The sequence below is a fragment of the Methylobacterium sp. E-016 genome (genome assembly GCF_022829745.1).
In the GTDB taxonomy this organism is placed as follows: domain Bacteria; phylum Pseudomonadota; class Alphaproteobacteria; order Rhizobiales; family Beijerinckiaceae; genus Methylobacterium.
Genome location: NZ_JAKSYF010000040.1, coordinates 75,377 through 96,730 on the forward strand (window position 1 = coordinate 75,377; position 21,354 = coordinate 96,730).

20 protein-coding genes are annotated in these 21,354 nt (G+C 70.6%); 15 read left to right on the forward strand and 5 right to left on the reverse strand.

Going from position 1 to position 21,354, the window contains the following annotated elements; all coding sequences use genetic code 11:
• The first annotated feature begins 96 nt into the window (after positions 1-96).
• From MKK68_RS29680 to MKK68_RS02890, 5 genes are all read left to right on the forward strand, one after another.
• Positions 97-1,029: a 3-hydroxyacyl-CoA dehydrogenase NAD-binding domain-containing protein gene (locus MKK68_RS29680; protein ID WP_244028571.1), complete on the forward strand. Its 933-nt coding sequence runs from the start codon at positions 97-99 to the stop codon at positions 1,027-1,029.
• A 116-nt stretch (positions 1,030-1,145) separates the two neighbouring features.
• Positions 1,146-2,063: an AEC family transporter gene (locus MKK68_RS02875; protein WP_279604120.1), complete on the forward strand. Its 918-nt coding sequence runs from the start codon at positions 1,146-1,148 to the stop codon at positions 2,061-2,063.
• Between the two features lie 128 nt (positions 2,064-2,191).
• Positions 2,192-3,424, forward strand: a complete 1,233-nt coding sequence (locus MKK68_RS02880) for an acyl-CoA dehydrogenase (RefSeq protein WP_409567145.1) — start codon at positions 2,192-2,194, stop codon at positions 3,422-3,424.
• 116 nt (positions 3,425-3,540) lie between these two features.
• Positions 3,541-4,242: a BA14K family protein gene (locus MKK68_RS02885; protein WP_244028573.1), complete on the forward strand. Its 702-nt coding sequence runs from the start codon at positions 3,541-3,543 to the stop codon at positions 4,240-4,242.
• A gap of 101 nt (positions 4,243-4,343) precedes the next feature.
• A complete protein-coding gene (locus MKK68_RS02890; protein WP_147726058.1) occupies positions 4,344-4,559 on the forward strand; it encodes a hypothetical protein in 216 nt (71 codons plus the stop codon).
• Between the two features lie 103 nt (positions 4,560-4,662).
• Here MKK68_RS02890 and MKK68_RS02895 read toward each other — a convergent pair whose 3' ends face one another.
• Entirely contained in the window at positions 4,663-6,954 is a 2,292-nt protein-coding gene (locus MKK68_RS02895; protein WP_244028575.1) for an FdhF/YdeP family oxidoreductase, read from the reverse strand.
• Between the two features lie 264 nt (positions 6,955-7,218).
• Here MKK68_RS02895 and MKK68_RS02900 point away from each other — a divergent pair, with 264 nt between their 5' ends.
• The 3 genes from MKK68_RS02900 to MKK68_RS02910 all read left to right on the forward strand — a co-directional run bounded on the left by MKK68_RS02900 (position 7,219) and on the right by MKK68_RS02910 (position 10,502).
• A complete protein-coding gene (locus MKK68_RS02900) occupies positions 7,219-8,532 on the forward strand; it encodes a pentapeptide repeat-containing protein (RefSeq protein WP_409567149.1) in 1,314 nt (437 codons plus the stop codon).
• Between the two features lie 62 nt (positions 8,533-8,594).
• Positions 8,595-9,929: an alpha-amylase family glycosyl hydrolase gene (locus tag MKK68_RS02905; protein ID WP_244028579.1), complete on the forward strand. Its 1,335-nt coding sequence runs from the start codon at positions 8,595-8,597 to the stop codon at positions 9,927-9,929.
• A gap of 51 nt (positions 9,930-9,980) precedes the next feature.
• Complete coding sequence (locus tag MKK68_RS02910) at positions 9,981-10,502, forward strand: SRPBCC family protein (protein ID WP_244028580.1); 522 nt, start codon at positions 9,981-9,983, stop codon at positions 10,500-10,502.
• Between the two features lie 13 nt (positions 10,503-10,515).
• On the opposite strand, the gene MKK68_RS02915 is transcribed toward MKK68_RS02910, so the two are convergent.
• The gene (locus tag MKK68_RS02915; protein WP_147726067.1) at positions 10,516-10,992 is read right to left on the reverse strand and encodes a MarR family winged helix-turn-helix transcriptional regulator; all 477 of its coding nucleotides are present in this window, start codon (positions 10,990-10,992) and stop codon (positions 10,516-10,518) included.
• Positions 10,993-11,163: 171 nt separating this feature from the next.
• The gene (selA, locus tag MKK68_RS02920; protein ID WP_244028582.1) at positions 11,164-12,585 is read right to left on the reverse strand and encodes an L-seryl-tRNA(Sec) selenium transferase; all 1,422 of its coding nucleotides are present in this window, start codon (positions 12,583-12,585) and stop codon (positions 11,164-11,166) included.
• Between the two features lie 121 nt (positions 12,586-12,706).
• Between selA and MKK68_RS02925 the strand changes: the two genes are divergently transcribed.
• From MKK68_RS02925 to MKK68_RS02950, 6 genes are all read left to right on the forward strand, one after another.
• Positions 12,707-13,501, forward strand: coding sequence for a thymidylate synthase (locus MKK68_RS02925; protein ID WP_243936391.1), 795 nt, complete (start codon positions 12,707-12,709; stop codon positions 13,499-13,501).
• Positions 13,501-14,022 (forward strand): dihydrofolate reductase, encoded by a 522-nt coding sequence (locus MKK68_RS02930; RefSeq protein ID WP_409567146.1) that lies wholly within the window; start codon positions 13,501-13,503, stop codon positions 14,020-14,022. The genes MKK68_RS02925 and MKK68_RS02930 overlap by 1 nt, the downstream gene beginning before the upstream one ends.
• Before the next feature lie 235 nt (positions 14,023-14,257).
• Positions 14,258-15,430: an FtsH protease activity modulator HflK gene (hflK, locus tag MKK68_RS02935; protein WP_147728693.1), complete on the forward strand. Its 1,173-nt coding sequence runs from the start codon at positions 14,258-14,260 to the stop codon at positions 15,428-15,430.
• Positions 15,427-16,383, forward strand: coding sequence for a protease modulator HflC (gene hflC / locus MKK68_RS02940; protein ID WP_244028584.1), 957 nt, complete (start codon positions 15,427-15,429; stop codon positions 16,381-16,383). The genes hflK and hflC overlap by 4 nt, the downstream gene beginning before the upstream one ends.
• Before the next feature lie 128 nt (positions 16,384-16,511).
• Positions 16,512-18,035, forward strand: coding sequence for a Do family serine endopeptidase (locus MKK68_RS02945; protein WP_244028655.1), 1,524 nt, complete (start codon positions 16,512-16,514; stop codon positions 18,033-18,035).
• A 134-nt stretch (positions 18,036-18,169) separates the two neighbouring features.
• Complete coding sequence (locus MKK68_RS02950; RefSeq protein WP_279605176.1) at positions 18,170-18,583, forward strand: DUF1640 domain-containing protein; 414 nt, start codon at positions 18,170-18,172, stop codon at positions 18,581-18,583.
• Positions 18,584-18,589: 6 nt separating this feature from the next.
• On the opposite strand, the gene serB is transcribed toward MKK68_RS02950, so the two are convergent.
• A complete protein-coding gene (gene serB, locus MKK68_RS02955) occupies positions 18,590-19,486 on the reverse strand; it encodes a phosphoserine phosphatase SerB (protein WP_243946208.1) in 897 nt (298 codons plus the stop codon).
• Between the two features lie 19 nt (positions 19,487-19,505).
• Here serB and miaA point away from each other — a divergent pair, with 19 nt between their 5' ends.
• Entirely contained in the window at positions 19,506-20,429 is a 924-nt protein-coding gene (gene miaA, locus MKK68_RS02960) for a tRNA (adenosine(37)-N6)-dimethylallyltransferase MiaA (RefSeq protein WP_244028586.1), read from the forward strand.
• A gap of 6 nt (positions 20,430-20,435) precedes the next feature.
• Here miaA and MKK68_RS02965 read toward each other — a convergent pair whose 3' ends face one another.
• Positions 20,436-21,302: an NAD(P)-dependent oxidoreductase gene (locus MKK68_RS02965; protein ID WP_147844058.1), complete on the reverse strand. Its 867-nt coding sequence runs from the start codon at positions 21,300-21,302 to the stop codon at positions 20,436-20,438.
• Between the last annotated feature and the right edge of the window lie 52 nt (positions 21,303-21,354).

Sequence of the window (21,354 nt, forward strand, 5' to 3'; positions counted from 1 at the left end):
GGTCGTCCCGCCTGCGTTTGGCCCGACGCTGTACGCCGGGCGTCGCATTGACTAGGCGCGGGCTCGACTGAAAGTAAAGCGCAGGAAGGCGACGCGGTGACAGCTGTTGAAACGGATGAAACCGGCCCGATAGCCGTGGTCGGCTGCGGCACGCTCGGCGCGAGCTGGGCGGCGCTCTTCCTGGCGCACGGCTTCGATGTGGCGGCCTACGACACCGCCCCCGGCTTCGCCGATCGGATGCTTGCGTCCGTCGCCCGATACCGCGATCAGCTGGCCGAGCTCGGCCCGACCGGCACGGGTCGCCTCGAGATCTGCGAGACGCTCGACCAAGCCGTGTCCGGCGCCGTCTTCGTCCAGGAGAACGCGCCGGAGAACGAGGCGGTCAAGCGCGCGATCCTGGCCGAGCTCGACGCGCGGGCGGCCCCCGGCGTGATCGTCGCGTCGAGCACCTCGGCGATGCTGCGCAGCCGGATCGTCGCCGATTGCGGCACGCCCGAGCGCGTGATCGTCGCCCACCCGTTCCACCCGCCGCACCTAGTTCCGCTGGTCGAGATCGTCACCGGCGACGCCGCGGTCGCCGAGCGCGCGGCGGCGTTCTACGCCGGGCTCGGACGGCGCCCGGTGATCCTGCGGCGCGAGATGCCGGGCCACGTCGCCAACCGCCTCGCCTCGGCCCTGTACCGCGAGGCGGTGAACCTCGTCTCCGAGGGGGTCGCGAGCGTCGCCGACATCGACGCCGCGCTCTGCAACGGGCCGGGCCTGCGCTGGGCGGCGATGGGGCCGCACATGACCTACCATCTCGGCGGCGGCGCGGGCGGCATCCGGCACTATCTCGACCATCTCGGCCCGAGCCAGGTCCGCCGCTGGGAGAGCCTCGGCCATCCCGACCTGAGCGAGGCGGTGAAGGACGCCATCGTCGAGGGCGTCGCGGCGGAGGCGGCCGGACGCTCGCTCGCCGACCTCGAAGCCCGCCGCGACCGGGCGCTGATCGACATCCTGAAGGCCCGGACCGAGGTCGCCGGGCCGTAGCCGGCGCAAGGGTTCGCTGCGGCCATGCGCCGGGCGCAGCGCGACGGCCGCAACGGGCGTGCTATGCGCGGCACCTCCTCGAACACGAACCGGTCGGCCATCCCGTGAACGCCGTGATGATCATCGTCCCGATCTTCGGGATCATCCTGATCGGCTGGGGCGCCGCGCTCGCCGGGCTGCTCTCCGACAAGGTGAGCGAGGGCCTGTCGGAATACGTCTTCGCCATCGCCGTGCCGTCGCTGATCATCGCGACGCTGACCAGGCCCGGCCTCGAAGGCGAGATCGCCTGGGGCTACTGGATCGCCTATTTCGGCGGCGCCGGCGTGTCGTGGCTCGCCGGCTCGCTGATCGCGCGGCGGCGGGACGGCATCGGGCGGCAGGGCGCGATCCTGCACGGCTTCGCTGCGAGCCAGTCCAACACGATCTTCGTCGGCGTCCCGACCATCCTGCAGGCCTACGGCGAGGAGGGCGCGTTCCCGCTCTTCCTGCTGCTCGCCGTCCACCTGCCGCTGATGATGGGCTGCGCCACCTTCCTGATCGAGGCGGAGGCCGGTCGCTCCCTGTGGCAGCGCCTGCGCGGCCTCGCTCTCGTGCTGATCCGCAACCCGATCTTCGTGGCGCTGCTCATCGGGATGGCGCTGAAGCAGGGCGGCGTCGTCCCGTCCGGCATCCCGAAGTCGCTGATCGACATGTTCGCGGCGACCGCCTCGACCTGCGCGCTGATCGCGCTCGGCGCCGGGCTGCGGCGCTACCGGGTGCTGTTCGACCTGCCGGGTGCCGTGGTGATCGCGCTGCTCAAGCTCGTCGTGCATCCGCTGATCGTGTGGCTGCTGGCGACCAAGGTGTTCGCGATGCCGCCGGCCTATGCCGGCGTCGCGACCCTGTTCGCGGCGATGCCGGTCGGCATCAACGCCTACCTGCTCGCCATGCGCTACCGCACCGAGACCGGGCTGATCGCGGCCTCCCTGCTGGTCTCGACGCTGCTCGCGCCGTTTACCACCATCGCTTGGCTGACCCTGCTCGGCCGGACGTGACAGCGGCGCGCGGCTGACCCTTCGCCGCGCCGGGCGCGGTGGAAGTCGGCGCGCATCCGTCTATCTTCGCGAGCAACGGATCGGCGGACCACCGAACCGGCGAAGACAGTCTCGGAGAGGGACCAACCATGAACGCACCGATGCGCGCGCCTGCCGGAAGCGCCGGCCCCACGGCCAAGGCGTCGGCCGGCTTCGTCTGGGACGACCCGTTCCTGCTCGACGACCAGCTCACCGAGGACGAGCGCGCGATCCGCGACGTGGCGCACGACTTCGCGCAGGAGCGCCTGCTGCCCGGCATCGTCGAGGCCTACGCCGAGGAGAAGACCGACCCGGACCTGTTTCGCGAGATGGGCGCGCTCGGCCTGCTCGGCGTGACGATCCCGGAGGAGTACGGCTGCGCCGGCGCCGGCTACGTCGCCTACGGCTTGGTGGCCCGCGCCGTCGAGCGGGTCGATTCCGGCTATCGCTCGATGATGAGCGTGCAGTCGTCCCTGGTGATGTACCCGATCCACGCCTACGGCTCCGAGGCGCAGCGCCGCAAGTTCCTGCCGAAGCTCGCGTCCGGCGAGTTCATCGGCTGCTTCGGCCTGACCGAGCCCGATGCCGGCTCGGATCCCGGGGGGATGAAGACGCGAGCCGAGAAGATCGACGGCGGCTACCGCCTGTCGGGCGCCAAGATGTGGATCTCGAACGCGCCCTTCGCCGACGTGTTCGTCGTCTGGGCGAAGTCCGACGCGCATGACGGCGCGATCCGCGGCTTCATCCTGGAGAAGGGCATGAAGGGGCTCTCCGCCCCGACGCTGAAGGGAAAGCTGTCGCTTCGCGCCTCGACCACGGGCGAGATCGTGATGGAGGGCGTCGAGGTCGGCGAGGACGCGCTGCTGCCGAACGTCTCCGGGCTGAAGGGGCCGTTCGGCTGCCTCAACCGCGCCCGCTACGGCATCTCGTGGGGGGCGATGGGTGCCGCCGAGGATTGCTGGCACCGGGCGCGGTCCTACACCCTGGAGCGCAAGCAGTTCGGCCGTCCGCTGGCGCAGACGCAGCTGATCCAGAAGAAGCTCGCCGACATGCAGACCGAGATCACCCTCGGGCTGCAGGCGTCCTTGCGCGTCGGCCGCCTGATGGACAAGGGCAAGATGGCGCCGGAGATGATCTCGCTGATCAAGCGCAACAATTGCGGCAAGGCGCTCGACATCGCGCGGACCGCCCGCGACATGCACGGCGGCAACGGCATCATGGGCGAGTACCACGTGATGCGGCACGCCCAGAACCTCGAGACGGTCAACACCTACGAGGGCACGCACGACGTCCACGCCCTGATCCTCGGGCGTGCGCAGACCGGGCTGCAGGCCTTCTTCTGAACGGAAGACCGCGACGATTGGATGTTTCGCCGCGGGCACACGATACAACGGTACGTTTCTCTCTCTCGCGCGTTGTTTATCCGACAACATCATGTCGATGAACGAGTGAGAATCTTATGAAACGGATTGTTCTGACATCCGCGCTGATGGTCGGCGCCCTCGCGATGCTTCCGGCGACGGTCGACGCCCGCGGCTTCGGCGGTCGTGGCGGCGGCATCGGCGGCGGTCACGGCTTCGGCGGCGGCGGGTTCGGCGTCGGCCGTGGCTTCGGTGGTGGCCGCGGCTTCGGTGGTGGCGGCTTCGCGGGTCGCGGCATCGGCGGCGGTGGCGGTGGCTTCGCCAATCGCGGGATCGGCGGCGGCTTCGCCAACCGAGGCGCGTTCGGCGGCAATGCCGGCTTCGCCAATCGCGGCGCATTCGGCGGAAACCGCGGCTTCGCCAACAACGCGGGCTTCGCCAACCGCGGGATCGGCCGGGGCTACGGCGCCGGTTATGGGCGCGGTTACCGCGGCGGTTACGGTCGCGGCCTCGGATACGGCGCTGCCGGGCTCGGCCTCGGGCTGGCGACCGGCGCGCTGATCGGCGGCGGCCTGGGTTACGGCTACGGCGGATACGGCTACGACGACAACTACTACGGCGGCGGCTATGCGCCGGCCGGCTACGGCTACGGCTACAATCCGGAATACACCGAGGTTCAGACCGAGGTGGCGCCGGGGCCGCAGGAATCGGTGAGCTACTGCATCCAGCGCTTCCGCTCCTACGATGTGCGGTCGCAGACCTACCTCGGCAACGACGGCCAGCGGCATTCCTGCCCGTAACGGCATCGTGCCGAACTGAAGGAGAGCCCCGCGGCCGAGAGGGTCGCGGGGCTTTTTGCTGCCGGCCGGATACCGTGCCGGGCCGAAGGGAAACTCACATCATGATGGCCGACGAAATCGAAGACCTGCACCGCGCCCGAACCGTGCTCGCACGCCAGCGCAACGCGATGACCAAGCGGCTCGCCGGGATCGATCTCGCGCCGGTCTCGATGGCCGAGGACCTGACCCGCATCCTCGTCGCGATCGAGGCTGTCGACCGGGCGCTGACCGCCGAGGGCCGCCCTTACATGGCGCCCGAGATACAGGCCGAGGGCTGACGGCCCAACGCCGACCCGAAAGGCTCGGGCCGGCGTTCCATGATCGATCACCCGTCGGATCGGCGCCCGCCAAGCGCCGGTCGTCCCTCGCCCGCGACCGGTCTCAGGCCGAGGCGACCTCGATCCGCACCGGGACCGACTTCGCCGCGGGCACCTTGCTGCGCTCGGCATGGTGCCAGAGCGGGATCAGCGGATTGCATTCGGGGTAGTAGCCGCCGACGCAACCCTTCGGGATGTCGTAGGCGAGCACCCGAAATCCATCCACCCGCCGAACGACCTGGTCGTTGGCCGCACCGACGAGATCGACGTTCTGCGCATCGCGCAGGCCGAGGCGGGCGATGTCGTCGCGGTTCATGAACAGCACCATGCGCGTGCCTTTGACGCCGCGGAAGCGATCGTCGTAGCCGTAGATCGTGGTGTTGAACTGATCGTTCGACCGCATCGTGATGAGGCGCATCACGTCCGGATCGGCCTGCTCGGTGTCGGGATCGGCCGACAGCCCGCGGGTGGTGACGAAGTTCGCCTTGCCGCTCTCGGTCTTCCAATCGCGGTCGGCCGCGGGGATCGGTCGGCGGAAGCCGCCGGGCGTCCACATCCGCGCGTTGAAGTCCTTGAACTGATCCGGATAGGTCGCCTCGATCGCGTCGCGCACGCTGGCGTAGTCGCTGCCCCAGCGATCCCAGTCGATTCGCGGATTGGGCGCCAGCGTCGCCTTGGCGATCCCGGCGACGATCCGCGGCTCGGAAAGCAGTTCCGGTCCCGCCGGCTCGGCATAGCCCTTCGAGCCGTGGATGCACGCGGTCGAATCCTCCATCGAGACCGCCTGCCGTCCTCCGGCCTGCTGGTCGATCTCGATCCGGCCGAGGCAGGGCAGGATGTAGGCGACCTCGCCGTGGATCAGGTGGTTGCGGTTGAGCTTGGTCGAGATCTGCACCGTCAGGCGCAGCGTCTTCCAGGCCGCCTCCATCAGCGTGGTCTCCGGGACGGCGCGGATGAAGTTCCCGCCGAGCGCCACGAACGCCTTCACCGACCCGTCGAGGATGCCCTCGCAGGCCTCGACGGTGTTGAGGCCCTTCTCCATCGGCGGCTCGAAATCGTAGAGCTGCCGCAGCTTGTCGTTCGGCACCAGCTCCGGCTTCTCGGTGATGCCGACCGTGCGCTGCCCCTGGACGTTGGAGTGCCCCCGGACCGGGCAGATGCCGGCGCCGCGCTTCCCGATGTTGCCGCGCATCAGGAGCAGGTTGACCAGGGCCTGCACCGTCTCGACGCCCATGCGGTGCTGCGTCAGCCCCATCCCGTAGACGCCGATCGTCGCCTTCGCCTTGGCGTAGGTCGCGGCCGTCTGCTCCAAGGCCTTCCGCGTCAGGCCGGAATGCCGCTCGAGCTCGTCCCAGGTCTTTTCGCGCACGGAGGCCGCGAACGCCTCGAAGCCCTGGGTGTGCTCGGCGATGAAGGCGGTGTCGAGAACCCGCTCCGCCCCGCTCGCGATCGCCGCGTCGTCGAGCGCCAGCAGCGCCTTGCAGATGCCGTAGATCGCCCCGAGGTCGCCGCCGGCCTTCACCTGGAGGTACTGCGACGAGATCCGCGTCTCGGACCGCGTCAGCATCTCGAGCGGCGCCTGCGGGTTGGTGAAGCGCTCCAGCCCGCGCTCGCGGAACGGGTTGAAGGTGATGATCGGGACGCCGCGCCGGCTGGCGTCCTGCAGCGGGTGCAGCATCCGCGGCGCGTTCGAGCCGGGGTTCTGGCCGAAGAACAGGATGCAGTCGGTATGCTCGAACGCCTCCAGCAAAACGGTGCCGACCGGCGAGCCGATGCTCTCGGGCAGGGCCACGGAGGTCGATTCGTGGCACATGTTCGACGAGTCGGGCAGGTTGTTGTTGCCGTAGAGCCGCGCCAGCAGGCCGTACATGTACGAGGTCTCGAGCGAGGCGCGGCCCGAGGCGTAGAACACCGCCTGCTTCGGCTCGAGCGCCTTCAGCTCGGCGCCGATCTCCGCGAAGGCGTCGTCCCACGAGACCGGCCGGTACCGGTCGGTCGCCGCGTCCCAGCGCAGCGGCACGGTGAGGCGGCCGAGCTCCTCGAGATCGTAGTCGCGCCAGCCGGCGAGCTCGGTCACGGTATGGGCGGCGAAGAAGTCGGCGCCGACGCGCTTGCGCGTCACCTCCCACGCGGTGGCCTTGGCGCCGTTCTCGCAATACTCGAACACCGCCGGCTTGCCGGGCTTGGCCCAGGCGCAGCTGACGCACATGAACCCGCCGGGCTTGTTTTGGTGGCGCAGCATCAACCCGCCGGTGACGGGGATCTGCTCGCGCAGCAGGATCTCGGTCAGCGACTTCGCCGACCCCCAGCCGCCGGCCGGCCCCTCGTAGGGATCGAGCTGCACCGAATCCGTCATTCCCGAGACTCCAACTTCGCGTTCGCGGATCGGGCCGAAGGCGCGATCATCGGGGAAGAACCGTCCGTCGGTGCGAAAGGGTCCGGTCGGGCGCATGCGGCAAACATAGCGCGCGCAGGGTCGGCGGCGGGCGGTCGGCCGTGCTACGGCTCGCCCCGGCCATCATCGAAAGCACGCCCCCGATTGTCCGACCGGAACGAGACCCCGCTGCCGCGCGCCGCAGACGCCCCGCGCGACGCCCGAACCGAAGCGGTCCTCGACCGGATCGCCGCCGCGGGGAGCACCCGCTTCGGGACCGGCGAGCACGGGCTCGATCTCGTGCGCATCGACGCCGCGGGCGCAACGCTCGCGCAGCGCATCGACCCGGAGGCGCCCGCGCCGGCGTGGTGGGACCCCGAATGCGGCGGCCTGAACCTCGCCGACGCGGTCCTCGACAGGGCCCGGATGGAAGGGGCGAACCTCTCGGCCGCGAACCTGCGGCGGGCGAACCTCTCCGGCGCGGTCGGCCGCTCCGCCACCTTCGCCGGCGCGAACCTGGAAGAGGCCGACTTCGGCGAGGCCGACCTCAGCGGCACCGATTTCCGGGGCATCGTCGCCGGCCAGGCGAGCTTCCGCGAGGCGATGCTGGAGGATGCACGCTTCGACGACGCGGCGTTGCGCTTCGCGAAGTTCCCGCAGGCGCTGCTCGACGGCGCGAACTTCTCCGGCGCCGACCTGTGGGGCGCGGACTTCACCGGGGCGGATGCCGACGACACCAGCTTCAAGGGGGCGCGGCTCGACGAGGCCGACCTCTCCGACGTGAACCTGACGCACGCGGACTTCGAGGGCGCGAGCCTGACCAAGGCGCGCCTCGTCGGCTCGCGGCTTCGCGGCGCCAACCTCTCGAACGTCAAGCTCGACGGCGCCGACCTCTCCGGCGCGGACCTCTCGGAGACCAGCCTGGTCCGGCTCAACTTCGTCACGTGCAAGCTGCACCATGCCCGCTTCGCCGGCGCCTGGCTCAACGGCACGCGGATGCGGATCGAGCAGCTCGGCGGCATGGTCGGCGAGGAGGCCGCGGGCGACTACGCCGGCGCGCAGGCGAGCTACCTCGCGCTGGAGCAGAACCTGAAGAGCATCGGGAGCCACGACGAGGCGAGCTGGGCGTACAAGCGCGGCCGAAGGATGGGGCGGTTCGAGGCCGGGGAGAAGACCCGCGCGGCCTGGACCGCACGGGACGGGCGGGCGTTCCTGCGCCACGGCTACCGCTGGACCTCGGACCGCTTCGTCGAGTGGCTGTGCGACTACGGCGAGAGCTTGTCGCGGATCGCGCGCGCCTTCGCCATCCTGATCGTCGTCTTCGCGGTCCTGTTCGGCTTCGCCGGCGGCCTGATCCCGGACGGGTCGACCGAGCCGACCCGGAACGCCGTCGACTGGCTGAGCTACAGCGCGCTCAACATGATGACGGCGAACCCGCCGGAGATCGGCGTCAAGCCGATCGGCCGCTTCACCAACCTGCTCGTCGGCATCGAAGGCGCCGCCGGCATCATCCTAATGGGGTTGTACGGCTTCGTGCTCGGCAACCGGCTGCGCCGCTGATTTTGCCGGGTGCGCCCTATGTCACGGGGCAGGGCCGCGCCGGCCGAGGATCACGCACCTTCATGCCCGACTGGATTCGCGACACCGTGTGGTGGCAGGTCTACCCGCTCGGCTTCGTCGGGGCGGAAGGCACGCGCCGACGCGGCGCCGAGGTCGCGCATCGCCTGGACCACATCGTCGCCTGGCTCGACTACGCCGCCGATCTCGGCGCGACCGGCCTCGCGCTCGGCCCGATCTTCGCGTCCGAGACCCACGGCTACGACACGATCGACTACTTGCGCATCGACCCGCGGCTCGGCGACGAGGCCGACTTCGACCGGCTGATCGCGGCGGCCCATGCCCGCGGGCTGAAGGTCCTGCTCGACGGCGTGTTCAACCATGTCGGGCAGGATTTTCCGGCGTTCCGCACTGTCCTCGACGAGGGCCCGTCCGCCGCCCGAGCCGGCTGGTTCCACCTGTCCTGGCCGGAGGGCACCAACCCCGGCGACGTGCCGGACCACCGCTGCTTCGAGGGCCACAGCGCCCTGGTCACCCTGAACCACGACCACCCCGAGGTCGCCGACCACGTCGTCGCGGTGATGAACCACTGGCTGGCCCGCGGCGCCGACGGCTGGCGCCTCGACGCGGCCTACGCGGTCCCGCGCGCCTTCTGGACGCGCGTCCTGCCGCGGGTCCGCGCGGCGCATCCGGACGCCTACCTCGTCGGCGAGGTGATCCACGGCGATTACGCCGGCATGGTCGCCGAGACCGGCCTCGATTCTGTGACGCAGTACGAGCTGTGGAAGGCGATCTGGAGCGGCCTCAACGACCGCAACCTGTTCGAGCTGGCACACGCCCTGAAGCGGCACGACGACTTTCTCGACGCCTTCGTGCCGATGACCTTCGTCGGCAACCACGACGTCACCCGGATCGCGAGCCGGATCGCCGACATCCGGCACCTGCCCCATGCCCTGGCCGTGCTGCTCACCGTCGGCGGCACGCCCTCGATCTATGCCGGCGACGAGCAGGCGTTCCGCGGCATCAAGGAGGACCGGGCCGGCGGCGACGACGCCGTCCGCCCGGCCTTCCCCCCGAGCCCCGACGACCTCGCGCCGGAAGGCTGGCCGACCTACCGGCTGCATCAGGATCTCATCGCCCTGCGCCGGCGGCATCCGTGGCTGCACACGGCGCGGACGCGCGCGCTGCACCTGACTAACACCGCCCTGACGCTGGAAGCGCAGGGCGACGGGCAACGGCTCCTCCTCGCCCTCAACCTGTCGGACGAGCCGTCGGAGCAGCCGGCGCCGGGCGCGCTCGGCCTCGAAGCCGGGCAGGGCGAGGTGATCGGCGAGGGCGAGTCTCAGGTCCGCATCCGCCTTTCGCCGCACGGATGGGCGATCCTCGCGGCAAAGGCGTGATCGCCGGGCGCGCCGCCCTAGGTGGAGATCGTGAAGCGGACGAGGCCGACCATGCAGACGCGAGCGCGCACGACCGGGATCCGCAAGCCGTCGCTGAGACACCTCGTCTTCGCGGTCTCGCTCGGCATCGTCGCGCATGCCGGGGCCGCCTCGGCGCTGGAAGTGACCCGCTCCCGCATCGTCGCCGCGCCGCCCGCCGCGATCTGGTCGTTGATCGGCGGCTTCTGCGACATCGCGCGGTGGCACCCGCAGGTGACGCGCTGCACGCTGTCATCGGAAGACGGCGCCCCGGTGCGCGCCCTCGTCGCGGCGGGCGGCCTCGGCACGCTCATCGAGATCGAGACCGCGCGGGACGAGGCGGCGCTGAGCTATTCCTACAGGCTCGTCTCCGGGCCGTTGCCGGCGAAGGACTACACGTCGACGCTCTCGGTCACGCCGATCGGCAAGGGCGCGACGGTCACCTGGACCGCGCGCTTCGAGGCGGGGGGGATGACCGAGGCCGAGGCGGTCGCCGACATCGCCGGCGTCTACGAGGCGGGCCTCGCCGGCATCGCCAAGGAAGCCGCTCCCTAGGCGAGCCGTGCGGTCAGTCCTTCGACAGGCTGTCGATGAGGTGGTTCAGGTCGATGCGCATCGCCTGCACCTCGGGCTCGGTCAGGTCGAGCTGGCACATGACGCTCTGGCGCACCTCCGCCGCGTCGGCGCGCAGGGCACGCCCCTTCTCGGTCAGGGCGATCTCGACCTCGCGCTCGTCGGAGCGACGTCGGTTGCGCTGGAGCAAGCCGGCCGCCTCGAGCCGCTTGAGCACCGGCGTCAGCGTGCCGGAATCGAGGCGCAGGCGCCGCCCGATCTCGGAGACGGTGACCCCGTCGGTCTCCCACAGGACCATCAGCACAAGATATTGCGGGTAGGTCAGCCCGATCCGCTCCAGCAGCGGGCGGTAGGACTTCGTCATCCGGTGCGCGGCCGCATAGAGGGCGTAGCAGAGCTGGTTGTCGAGGAGCAGGGGATCCCTGGTCCGCTCGGCTTCCGCCTCGGGCGCCTCCCGCGTCGCCTCCGTCATGCACGCCATCTCAGTCGCCCACATCGTCACGCGCGAGTCTCCGTCGCGCTCGCGCGTCGCCCCGGCCTTCCCGCATAGCACGATATGTCCGATCGGTGAGGAGGCGAACGTGAAATTCCGTCGCAAACCTCATTGCATAGAGCCACTTATTGCATGGAGCCACTTGCCGTCTCAGGCGGCGAGCGCGTCGAGGCTCGCGAGCAGGCCGGGCTCGTCCTCAAGCGTGCGCAGGTCGAGGTGCAGGGCGCCGTCGGCGATCCGGCCGATCACCGGGACCGGCAGATCGCGCAGGAGGGCGGCCATGCGCTTCGGCCAGGCACCGCCGCGGCGCCCGCCCTCGCCCGCGGGCGGGGTCAGGACCAGACAGGCGCTCGGCAAGGTCTCCACCGGCAGGGCGCCCGAGCCGATCTGGCTGCTGCAGGCCGCGACCGCGACCTCCGCCCGGCCGGCGAGGCGACGTGCCACCTCCGGCGCGAGCCGGCGCGCCTGGGCGTCGATCGCCTCGGCCGGGCGCGTCAGGAGGCGCAGCGTCGGCAGGCGCTCGGCCAAGCGCTCGGGATGCAGGTAGAGCCGCAGCGTCGCCTCGAGCGCGGCGTAGGTCATCTTGTCGACCCGCAACGCGCGCTTCAGCGGGCTCTTGCGAACCTTACGCAGCAGGTCGGCGCGCCCGGCGACGATCCCGCACTGGACCCCGCCGAGGAGCTTGTCGCCGCTGAAGGTGACGAGGTCGGCATGGGCGAGGGCGGCCCGCACGGTCGGCTCCGGCGGCAGGCCATGCGCGGCCAGATCGATCAGGCTGCCGCTGCCGAGGTCGAGCGCCAGCGGCACGCCGCGCTCGCGGCAGAGCGCGCCGAGCGCCTCCTCGCGGGGCTGCGCCGTGAACCCGCGGATCTCGTAGTTGCTGGGATGGACCCGCATCACCAGGCCGGTGCGCGGGCCGAGCGCCTCGTCGAAGTCGCGCAGGTGGGTCCGGTTCGTGGTGCCGACCTCGCGCAGGCGACACCCGGCCCGCGCCATCACGTCGGGCACGCGGAACGAGCCGCCGATCTCCACGAGCTCGCCGCGGGAGACCACCACCTCCTTGCGCATCGCGAGCGCGTTCAGGACGAGGAAGACGGCCGCCGCGTTGTTGTTGACGACGATCGCCGCCTCCGCCCCGGTCAGCCGACAGATCAGCGCCTCGACATGGTCGTCGCGCTCGCCGCGCTCGCCCGTGGCGAGGTCGAACTCGAGGTTGCTCGCGCCCGTCATCACCGCCGATACCGCGGCGGCCGCCTCGGGCGGCAGCAGGGCGCGGCCGAGATTGGTGTGCAGAACGGTGCCGGTGAGGTTGAAGACCGGCCGCAAGGACGGGCTCGCCTGCCGGGCCAGAGCATGGCCGACGCGGGCGAGGATCTCGGCCGCCTCCGGCACGCCATCCCCGCCGGCCCGGATCGCGGCGAGATCGTCGCGGATCGCGTCCCGGAGAGCGGTTCGGCCGAACCTCTCGACCAGCGCGACGGAGGCTTCGTCACCGAGAAGCCGCTCGACGGAGGGAGGTCGCGCGCCCTGTGCCTGTTCGCGAGGACGGGGAGCGGACGCACGTGAAGCCATGAACGAGTGATAGCAGGTCGGACCGCTCCATCCAGTCCCGCGAAGCCGCACGCGCGCCGTCGGTCCTCCGCCCGCGACCCGCTCTTGGCAACGCCCGCGAACGCGGGCAGGAAGTCGGACGATGGACGCGTATCACCAGCTGCTCACCCGCATCCTCGACGAGGGCTGCGCCAAGGAAGACCGCACCGGCACCGGCACCCTCTCGGTGTTCGGCCACCAGATGCGGTTCGATCTCGGCCGGGGCTTTCCCCTGGTCACCACCAAGCAGCTGCACCTGCGCTCGATCATCCACGAGCTGCTGTGGTTCCTCACCGGCGACACCAATGTCGGCGCGCTGCGCGCCAACGGCGTGACGATCTGGGACGAGTGGGCCGACGCGCAGGGCGATCTCGGCCCGGTCTACGGCAAGCAGTGGCGCTCCTGGGAGAAGCCCGGCGGCGGCACCGTCGACCAGATCGCCTGGGTCGTCGACGAGATCCGCCGCAATCCCGATTCGCGCCGTCTCATCGTCTCGGCCTGGAACCCGGCCGACCTCGACCGGATGGCGCTGGCGCCGTGCCACTGCCTGTTCCAGTTCTACGTCGCCGACGGGCGGCTCTCGTGCCAGCTCTACCAGCGCTCGGCCGACGCCTTCCTCGGCGTGCCGTTCAACATCGCGAGCTACGCCCTGCTGACCGCGATGATCGCGCAGGTCACCGGGCTGCGCCCCGGCGATTTCGTCCACAGCTTCGGTGACGCGCATCTCTACCGGAATCACCTCGACCAGGCGCGCCTCCAGCTCACGCGCGCACCGCGGCCGCTGCCGACGCTGCGCCTCAACCCGGAGGTCCGCGACCTGTTCGCCTTCCGCTACGAGGACATCGCGATCGAGGGCTACGAGCCCCATCCCGCCATCCGCGCGCCGGTGGCCGTCTGATGCCGTCCCCGACGCACGGGGCCGGTATGCGGCCGGTCAAGATCACCTTGGTGGTAGCCTTGGCCGAGAACGGCGTGATCGGCCGGGACAACGGGCTCGCGTGGCACCTGCGCGGCGACCTGAAACGGTTCAAGGCGGTGACCATGGGCAAGCCGATGCTGATGGGGCGCAAGACCTACGCCTCGATCGGCCGCCCCCTGCCGGGTCGCCGCACGCTGGTCATGACCCGCGATCCCGCCTTCGCGGCCGACGGGATCGAGACGGTTCACGATTGGTCGCAGGCGCTGGCGGCCGCGGCGGCCGAGGAGCTGATGGTGGTCGGCGGCGCCGAGATCTACCGGCTCGCGCTCCCCCATGCCGACGCCCTCAGGCTGACCGAGGTCGCGGCGAGCCCGGACGGCGATACGCGCTTCCCCGCCTTCGACCGGACCCTGTTTCGCGAGACCTTCCGCGAGGCGCATCCGGCCGGTCCGCACGACGAGCACGCCTACACGTTCGTGGACCTCGAACGCATCCCGTGAAAACCACGATTTCCCTCGGATGTGGAGGGGCGTCCGGTCGCGGTTGCCAAAGGCGGCGCCGATGCCCACCTGCTTGCCTTGACAGCAGGCGACGGTCCCTCGCAGGTGCGTAGGCCTCCGCTCGTTCCGGTGGCTGCCTCATACGGGCAGGTTTGGACACGGTCGCGGGCCGTTCGGGCGGTTCGAACCGTTGGCGCGCGGGCAATCCCGCAGCAGGCAGGAGAAGACGGCTAGCATGCCTTGGAGCAATCAGAGCGGCGGCAGTGGCGGCGGGGGAGGTCCCTGGGGTCGTGGCGGCGGCGGCAATGGCGGCGGCCCCTGGGGCAGCGGCGGTGGCGGTGGCGGCAAGACACCGCCCAATCTCGAGGATCTTCTGCGCCGCGGCCAGGACCGCTTGCGCGGCGTGATGCCGGGCGGCTCGCTCGGCGGCGGCAAGAGCTTCGTGGTGATCGGCGCCTTGGCGGTGGGCCTCTGGCTCGCGACCGGCTTCTACACCGTCGCCCCCAACCAGGTCGGCATCGAGACGATCTTCGGGCGCTACGTCGGCTCCAAGGGCGAGGGTCTGCGCTACAACTTTCCCTATCCGGTCGGCGGCGTGATCAAGCCGAACGTCGGCCAGGTGAACTCGATCCAGGTCGGCTTCCGCTCCGGCGGCGGAACCCAGGCGCGCTCGCGCGACATGCCGGACGAGAGCCTGATGCTGACGGGTGACGAGAACATCGTCGACCTCGACTTCGAGGTGCAGTGGCGCGTGAACCCGCTCAAGGCCTCGGACTACGTGTTCAATCTCCAGAACCCGGAAGGCACGATCAAGGCGATCGCCGAGAGCGCGATGCGCGAGGTGGTCGGCCGCCGCAACATCCAGGCGATCCTGACGAACGAGCAGTCGAGCGTCGCGCAGGAGGTCAAGGAGATCACCCAGAACGCGCTCGACGAGTACGGCGCCGGCGTGCGCATCGAGGTGGTGCAGCTCGTCAGCGTCAACCCGCCGCCGGAAGTCCGGCCCGCCTTCATCGACGTGAACGCGGCCCAGCAGGACGCCGACACGGCGCAGAACGAGGCCAAGACCTATGCCAGCCGCGAGGTCCCGCAGGCCCGCGGCCGTGCCTCGCAGATCGTCCAGGCGGCGGAAGCCTACAAGACCAAGGCGACCGCCGACGCGACGGGGCAGGCCGCGCGCTTCGACGAGGTCTATGCCTCCTACAAGACCGCCCCGGCGATCAGCCGCGAGCGGATCTTCCTGGAGACGATGGAGAAGGTGCTCGGCTCCGTGAACAAGGTGATCATCGATCAGGGCGTCGCCGGCTCCGGCGCGACCGGTGCCGCGGGCGTCGTGCCGGTGCTGCCGCTGGCCGAGTTCGGGTCCCGCACCCCCGCCCCGGCGCAGACCAATGGAGCGGCCCGATGAACGCACAGGCCATCCGCACGGGCTCGGCGGTCGTCGCCGCCGCCCTCGCACTCGCCTTCTATGCCTCGGTCTTCACCGTCGGGCAGATGCAGCAAGCGCTGGTGCTTCAGTTCGGCCGCGTCCGCGCCGTCCTGAACCAGACCGGCGAGGACAAGCCCGGGCTCTACTTCAAGCTGCCCTTCGTCGAGAACGTGGTGCTGTTTGACAAGCGCGTCCTCGACCTCGACCTGCCGGTGCAGACGCTCCTGACCGCCGACCGGCAGAACCTCGAGGTCGACGCCTTCGCCCGCTACCGGATCGTCGATCCGCTGCGGTTCTACCAGTCGGTGAACAACGTCGCGCTGGCCAACCAGCGCCTCGCGAGCTTCACCAACTCGTCCCTGCGCAACGTCCTGGCGCGCTCGACACGCGACGCCATCGTCAAGACCGAGCGCACCCGCCTGATGAACCAGATCCAGGAGGACGTGAACCGGGAGGCCAAGGCGCTCGGCGTGCAGATCGTCGACCTGCGGATGACCCGCGTCGACCTGCCCGCCCAGAACAGCGTCGCGGTCTATCGCCGGATGAAGACGGAGCGCGAGCGCGAGGCCGCCGACATCCGCGCCAACGGCGACCAGATCGCCGCGACGATCAAGGCGAAGGCCGACCGGGACGTGACCGTGATCCTCGCCGACGCGACCCAGACGGCGGAGAAGCTGCGCGGCCAGGGCGACGCGGACAAGAACCGCATCCTCGCGGAGGCCTTCGGGAAGGATGCGAGCTTCTTCAGCTTCTACCGCTCGATGCAGGCCTACGAGACCGGGCTGAAGGGGAACGAGACCCGGCTGGTGATGAGCCCGAACTCGGACTTCTTCCGCTACTTCAGCGATCCGCAGGGCAAGGCGGCGCAGGGCGGGGCGCCGCGCGGGTCCGATCCGGCGGCGACGACCGGCTCGACCGGCCCGGCACGCTGACCATGACGCAGGCGGCCCGCCCTTGAACGGGGGCGGGCCGCCGCCGATCTTAAGGCGGCCATCGAACCGCTAGCCGCCAGTCGGCGGCACCCGACAGCACCGGAAACGCGTTCTTGAAGAGGTCGATCATGCACCCCGCCGCGAGCGCGTCCGCGCATCCCCTCGCCCGGTTCCGCCGCTCCGCGCGGTCCGTCGCCGCCGCGATCCTGATCGCATCCTCGTCCGTGGCGATGCCGGCCTATGCCAAGGGGCCGGATTCGCTCGCCGACCTCGCGGAGAAGGTCGACGACGCGGTGGTCAACATCTCGGCGTCGACCACCGTCGAAGCGCGCCCCGGCAACCGCGCCGGCCCGCAGCTGCCGCCCGGGACCCCGTTCGAGGACCTGTTCGAGGAATTCTTCAACAAGCGTGGCGGGCGCGGCGGCCCGGAGCAGCGCGGCGAGAGCGACAACCCGCGCCAGCAGCGCAAGTCGAGCTCGCTCGGCTCCGGCTTCATCATCGACGCGTCCGGGATCGTGGTGACGAACAACCACGTCATCGGCGACGCCAACGACATCCAGGTGATCCTGCACGACGGCACGAAGCTGAAGGCCGAGATCATCGGCAAGGATTCCAAGATCGACCTCGCCGTGCTGCGCGTGAAGCCGACGGCGGAGCGCCCGCTGAAGGCGGTGCCGTTCGGCGATTCGGACAAGATGCGCGCCGGCGACTGGGTCATCGCGATCGGCAACCCGTTCGGCCTCGGCGGCTCGGTGTCGGCCGGCATCGTCTCGGCGCGCGGCCGCAACATCGAGTCCGGTCCCTACGACAACTACCTGCAGACCGATGCGGCCATCAACAAGGGCAATTCGGGCGGCCCGTTGTTCAACATGGACGGCGAGGTGATCGGCATCAACACGGCGATCCTGTCGCCGACCGGCGGCTCCGTCGGCATCGGCTTCGCGGTTCCGTCAAGCTCGGCCAAGCCGGTGATCGACCAGCTCCGCGAGTTCGGCGAGGTCCGTCGCGGCTGGCTCGGCGTGCGCATCCAGAACGTGGACGACGCCACCGCCGAAGCGCTCGGGCTGAAGGGGGGCGCCAAGGGCGCGCTGATCGCCGGCGTCGACGAGAAGGGGCCGGCCAAGACCTCGGGCCTCGAGGTCGGCGACGTGATCGTCAAGTTCAACGGCACGGCGGTGAAGGCCTCGAGCGACCTGCCGCGCATCGTCGCCTCGACCCCGGTCGGGCAGAAGGTCGACGTCGTCGTCGTCCGGAAGGGCGAGGAAAGCACCAAGGCCGTGACGCTCGGTCGTCTCGAGGACAGCGACAAGCCGCAGCTCGCCAACCTCCGCCAGCCCGAGGCTGAGAGCGCCACGCGTCAGGCGCTCGGCCTCAACCTCTCGGGCCTCACCGACGAGCTTCGCCGGAAGTACAGCATCAAGGACGGCGTGAAGGGCGTGGTCGTCACCCGCGTCGACCCGAACTCGACCGCGGCCGACAAGCGCATCCAGCCGGGCGAAGTCATCGTCGAGGTCGGGCAGGAGGCGGTCAACACGCCGGCCGACGTGACCAAGCGCGTCGAGGCTCTTCGCAAGGATTCCCGCAAGTCGGTGCTTCTGCTGGTCGCCAGCGCGACCGGCGACGTCCGGTTCGTGGCGATCGGCCTGGACTGACCTTTTCGCCAAGATAACGGCACGAACCGACGCCGCCGCCCGATCCGGGCGGCGGCGTTCTCTTTGGTGGCGGACGAAAGCCGGCGGATACCTTGCCTGCAAGGACCGAACCCGTCACCCTTCGCATCCTGCGGATGCCCGCGCGCGAGCCGGCCGCCCCCGTGAACGCCATTGCCTTCGATACGTTGAAGTTCGCGCGCAACCTGCGCGAGAAGGCTCACCTCACGCCGGAGCAGGCGGAGGGGATAGCGGACGCCATGTCCGAGGTGTTCGCCAGCGGCATTCCGACCAAGACCGACATCGCGGATGTCCGGCACGACATCGAAGCGTTCCGCGTGACGACGCAGGCCGACATCGTCGCGGTCCGACATGACATCGATGCGCTGCGCTTCTCGACGAAGGCGGACATCGATGCCCTGCGTCGAGCAACCCGCGTGGACATCGCGACGGCGAAGTCCGACATCATCAAGTGGATGTTCGGGATGATCGGGTTCCAGACGGTCGCGATCCTCGGCGCGGTCGTCGCGCTCGTCCGCAGCCTGCACTGACGGCGGTCAGGCGACGAACTCGCTCGCCATGTAGCCCTGCAGGTAGAGCAGCGCGCTCAGGTCGCCGTGCTCGATCCGGGCGCGCGCCGCGGCGGCCACAGCCGGCTTCGCGCGAAACGCCACGCCGAGGCCCGCTTCGCCGAGCATGTCGAGGTCGTTGGCCCCGTCGCCGACCGCCATCGTCTCCGCTACGTCCAGTCCGAGGCCATCGCGGAGCGCGATCAGCGTCGCGCGCTTCTCGGCACGCCCGACGATGGGGTCGTCCACCAGGCCGGTCAGGCGTCCGTCCGAGAGCCCGAGCCGGTTGGCGTGATGCTCGTCGAAGCCGAGCGCTTCGGCGATCGGCCCGGTGAACAGCGTGAAGCCGCCCGACACCAGGCAGGTGCGTGCGCCGTGCGCCTTCATCGTGTGCACGAGCGTGCGACCGCCCGGCGTCAGGGTCAGCCGGTCGCGGATCAGCGCGTCGACGACGCCGGCCGACACGTCGCGAAGCAGGGCGACGCGCTGGCGCAGAGCGGGCTCGAAGGCGATCTCGCCGCGCATCGCGCGCTCGGTGATCGCCGAGACCTGCTGCTTCAGGCCGATCGTGTCGGCGAGCTCGTCGATGCATTCCTGCTCGATCATGGTCGAGTCCATATCGGCGAGGAACAGGCGTCTGCGCCGGTGGGCGTCCGCCGGCAGCACCGCGACGTCGATCGGCTCGCCCGCGAGCGCCGTCCGCAACCGCGCGGTGAAGGCCGGCGCGGCGACCGCAGCCCCCGGCACCAGCAACTCGGCGGCGACCTCGCCGTGCAGGATGCGCGGCTGATGCTCGGTCGCGAGAACCAGGCGCGCCTCGGCCAGCACCGCATCGGTGATGGCGGGGCGGGCCTCGTTTGCTATCAGGGTCGCGACAAGGGTCATCGGAGCCGACGATTTCGTGTTGCCGCTTTCAAGTGCGTCGTCGCAAGGGCGGCCGGAGGCGATCCTCATTGCAGGGCCGACCGCGTCGGGCAAGTCGGCGCTCGCGACGGCGCTGGCGCTCCGTCACGGCGGGATCGTCGTCAACACCGACTCGATGCAGGTCTACGCCGACCTGCGCATCCTCTCGGCGCGACCGGATCGGGCGGAGGAGGCAAGCGTCGCGCATCGCCTCTATGGGCATGTCGACGGGGCGGTAAACTACTCCGCCGGGCATTTCGCGCGGGACGCCGCGTCGCTGCTGGCCGGTCTCGACGGGCGACTGCCCGTCTTCGTCGGCGGAACCGGGCTGTACTTCCGCAGCCTGGAGGAGGGCCTGTCCGACCTCCCGCCGGTGCCGGAGGCCGTGCGCGCCGCGATCCGCTCCGAGAGCGAGGGCCGCCCGACCGAGGCGCTGCACGTCGATCTCGCCGAACGCGACCCCGCCGGCGCCGCCCTGTTGCGGCCGAGCGACCGCGCCCGGGTCATGCGCGCGCTCGAGATCCTCGCCGCCACCGGCCGGCCGATCGCCGCGTTCCACGGGCCACGCGTGCCCGGTCCGCTCGCGGGGCGAAGGCTGCTGAAGATCTTCCTGGCGCCCGAGCGCGAGCTGCTGCGCGCCCGCATCGACGCGCGCTTCCGCATGATGATGCAGCGTGGCGCCCTCGACGAGGTCGCGGCGCTGCGCGAGCGCCGCCTCGACCCGCTGCTGCCGGTGATGCGCGCCCACGGGGTGCCCGGCCTGATCGCGCATCTCGACGGCGCGATCGGGCTGGAGGAGGCGATCGTGCGCGGGCAGGCCGACACCCGCCGCTACGCCAAGCGCCAGTTCACCTGGTTCCGCCACCAGATGGGAGCGGAGTGGCGCTGGCTGGCGCCCGAGGCGGCGATGGCGGAAATCGCCTGAGGGATCTCAGCGCTCCAGGCGCGCGACGAGGCTCGACGTGTCCCAGCGGTTGCCGCCCATGGCCTGGACGTCGGCGTAGAACTGGTCGACGAGGGCCGAGACCGGGAGCTTGGCGCCGTTGCGGCGCGCTTCGTCGAGCAGGATGCCGAGGTCCTTGCGCATCCAGTCGACGGCGAAGCCGAAGTCGAACTTCCCCGCGTTCATGGTCGAGCCGCGGTTCTCCATCTGCCAGGAGCCGGCGGCCCCCTTCGAGATCACGGAGAGCACCGCCTCCACGTCGAGCCCCGCCTTCTTGGCGAAGTGCACGCCCTCGGACAGCCCCTGGACGAGGCCGGCGATGCAGATCTGATTGACCATCTTGGTGAGCTGGCCCGCCCCGACCGGCCCCATCAGCCGGCAGGCGCGCGCATAGGCGCCGATCGCGCTCTCGACCTTGTCGTAGCAGCCCTGGCCGCCGCCGCACATCACGGTGAGCATGCCGTTCTCGGCGCCGGCCTGGCCGCCGGAGACCGGGGCGTCGATGAAGCCCAGCCCCTTCGCGGTCGCGGCCTCGGCAAGCTCGCGGGCCACCTCGGCCGAGGCGGTGGTGTGATCGACGAAGATCGCACCGGCCTCCATGCCGGCGAGCGCGCCGTCCGGACCGAGCACGACGCCGCGCAGGTCGTCATCGTTGCCGACGCAGGCGAAGACGATCTCGGCGCCCTCGGAAGCCTCGCGCGGCGTCGGCGCATGCGCGCCGCCGTTGGCCGCCACCCACGCCTCGGCCTTGGCGGCCGTGCGGTTGTAGACGGTGACCGAGTGGCCCTTCTTGACCAGGTGTCCGGCCATCGGGGCGCCCATGACGCCGAGCCCCAGGAACGCGACCTTCGCCATCATCCGTCTCCGTCTCGTGTGCTGCTGGAGCGGTCTAGGTATCGCGCACCGC

Coding starts and splice junctions, on each gene's coding strand:
- MKK68_RS02910 (WP_244028580.1), top strand. CDS start 9,981: ATGCAGACGCGAGCGCGCACGACCGGGATCCGCAAGCCGTCGCTGAGA.
- MKK68_RS02950 (WP_279605176.1), top strand. CDS start 18,170: ATGCCCGCGCGCGAGCCGGCCGCCCCCGTGAACGCCATTGCCTTCGAT.
- hflC (WP_244028584.1), top strand. CDS start 15,427: ATGAACGCACAGGCCATCCGCACGGGCTCGGCGGTCGTCGCCGCCGCC.
- MKK68_RS02965 (WP_147844058.1), bottom strand. CDS start 21,302: ATGGCGAAGGTCGCGTTCCTGGGGCTCGGCGTCATGGGCGCCCCGATG.
- MKK68_RS02915 (WP_147726067.1), bottom strand. CDS start 10,992: ATGACGGAGGCGACGCGGGAGGCGCCCGAGGCGGAAGCCGAGCGGACC.
- MKK68_RS02885 (WP_244028573.1), top strand. CDS start 3,541: ATGAAACGGATTGTTCTGACATCCGCGCTGATGGTCGGCGCCCTCGCG.
- MKK68_RS02880 (WP_409567145.1), top strand. CDS start 2,192: ATGAACGCACCGATGCGCGCGCCTGCCGGAAGCGCCGGCCCCACGGCC.
- MKK68_RS02890 (WP_147726058.1), top strand. CDS start 4,344: ATGATGGCCGACGAAATCGAAGACCTGCACCGCGCCCGAACCGTGCTC.
- MKK68_RS02925 (WP_243936391.1), top strand. CDS start 12,707: ATGGACGCGTATCACCAGCTGCTCACCCGCATCCTCGACGAGGGCTGC.
- hflK (WP_147728693.1), top strand. CDS start 14,258: ATGCCTTGGAGCAATCAGAGCGGCGGCAGTGGCGGCGGGGGAGGTCCC.
- MKK68_RS02875 (WP_279604120.1), top strand. CDS start 1,146: ATGATCATCGTCCCGATCTTCGGGATCATCCTGATCGGCTGGGGCGCC.
- MKK68_RS02945 (WP_244028655.1), top strand. CDS start 16,512: ATGCACCCCGCCGCGAGCGCGTCCGCGCATCCCCTCGCCCGGTTCCGC.
- selA (WP_244028582.1), bottom strand. CDS start 12,585: ATGGCTTCACGTGCGTCCGCTCCCCGTCCTCGCGAACAGGCACAGGGC.
- MKK68_RS02930 (WP_409567146.1), top strand. CDS start 13,501: ATGCCGTCCCCGACGCACGGGGCCGGTATGCGGCCGGTCAAGATCACC.
- MKK68_RS02905 (WP_244028579.1), top strand. CDS start 8,595: ATGCCCGACTGGATTCGCGACACCGTGTGGTGGCAGGTCTACCCGCTC.
- serB (WP_243946208.1), bottom strand. CDS start 19,486: ATGACCCTTGTCGCGACCCTGATAGCAAACGAGGCCCGCCCCGCCATC.
- MKK68_RS02895 (WP_244028575.1), bottom strand. CDS start 6,954: ATGACGGATTCGGTGCAGCTCGATCCCTACGAGGGGCCGGCCGGCGGC.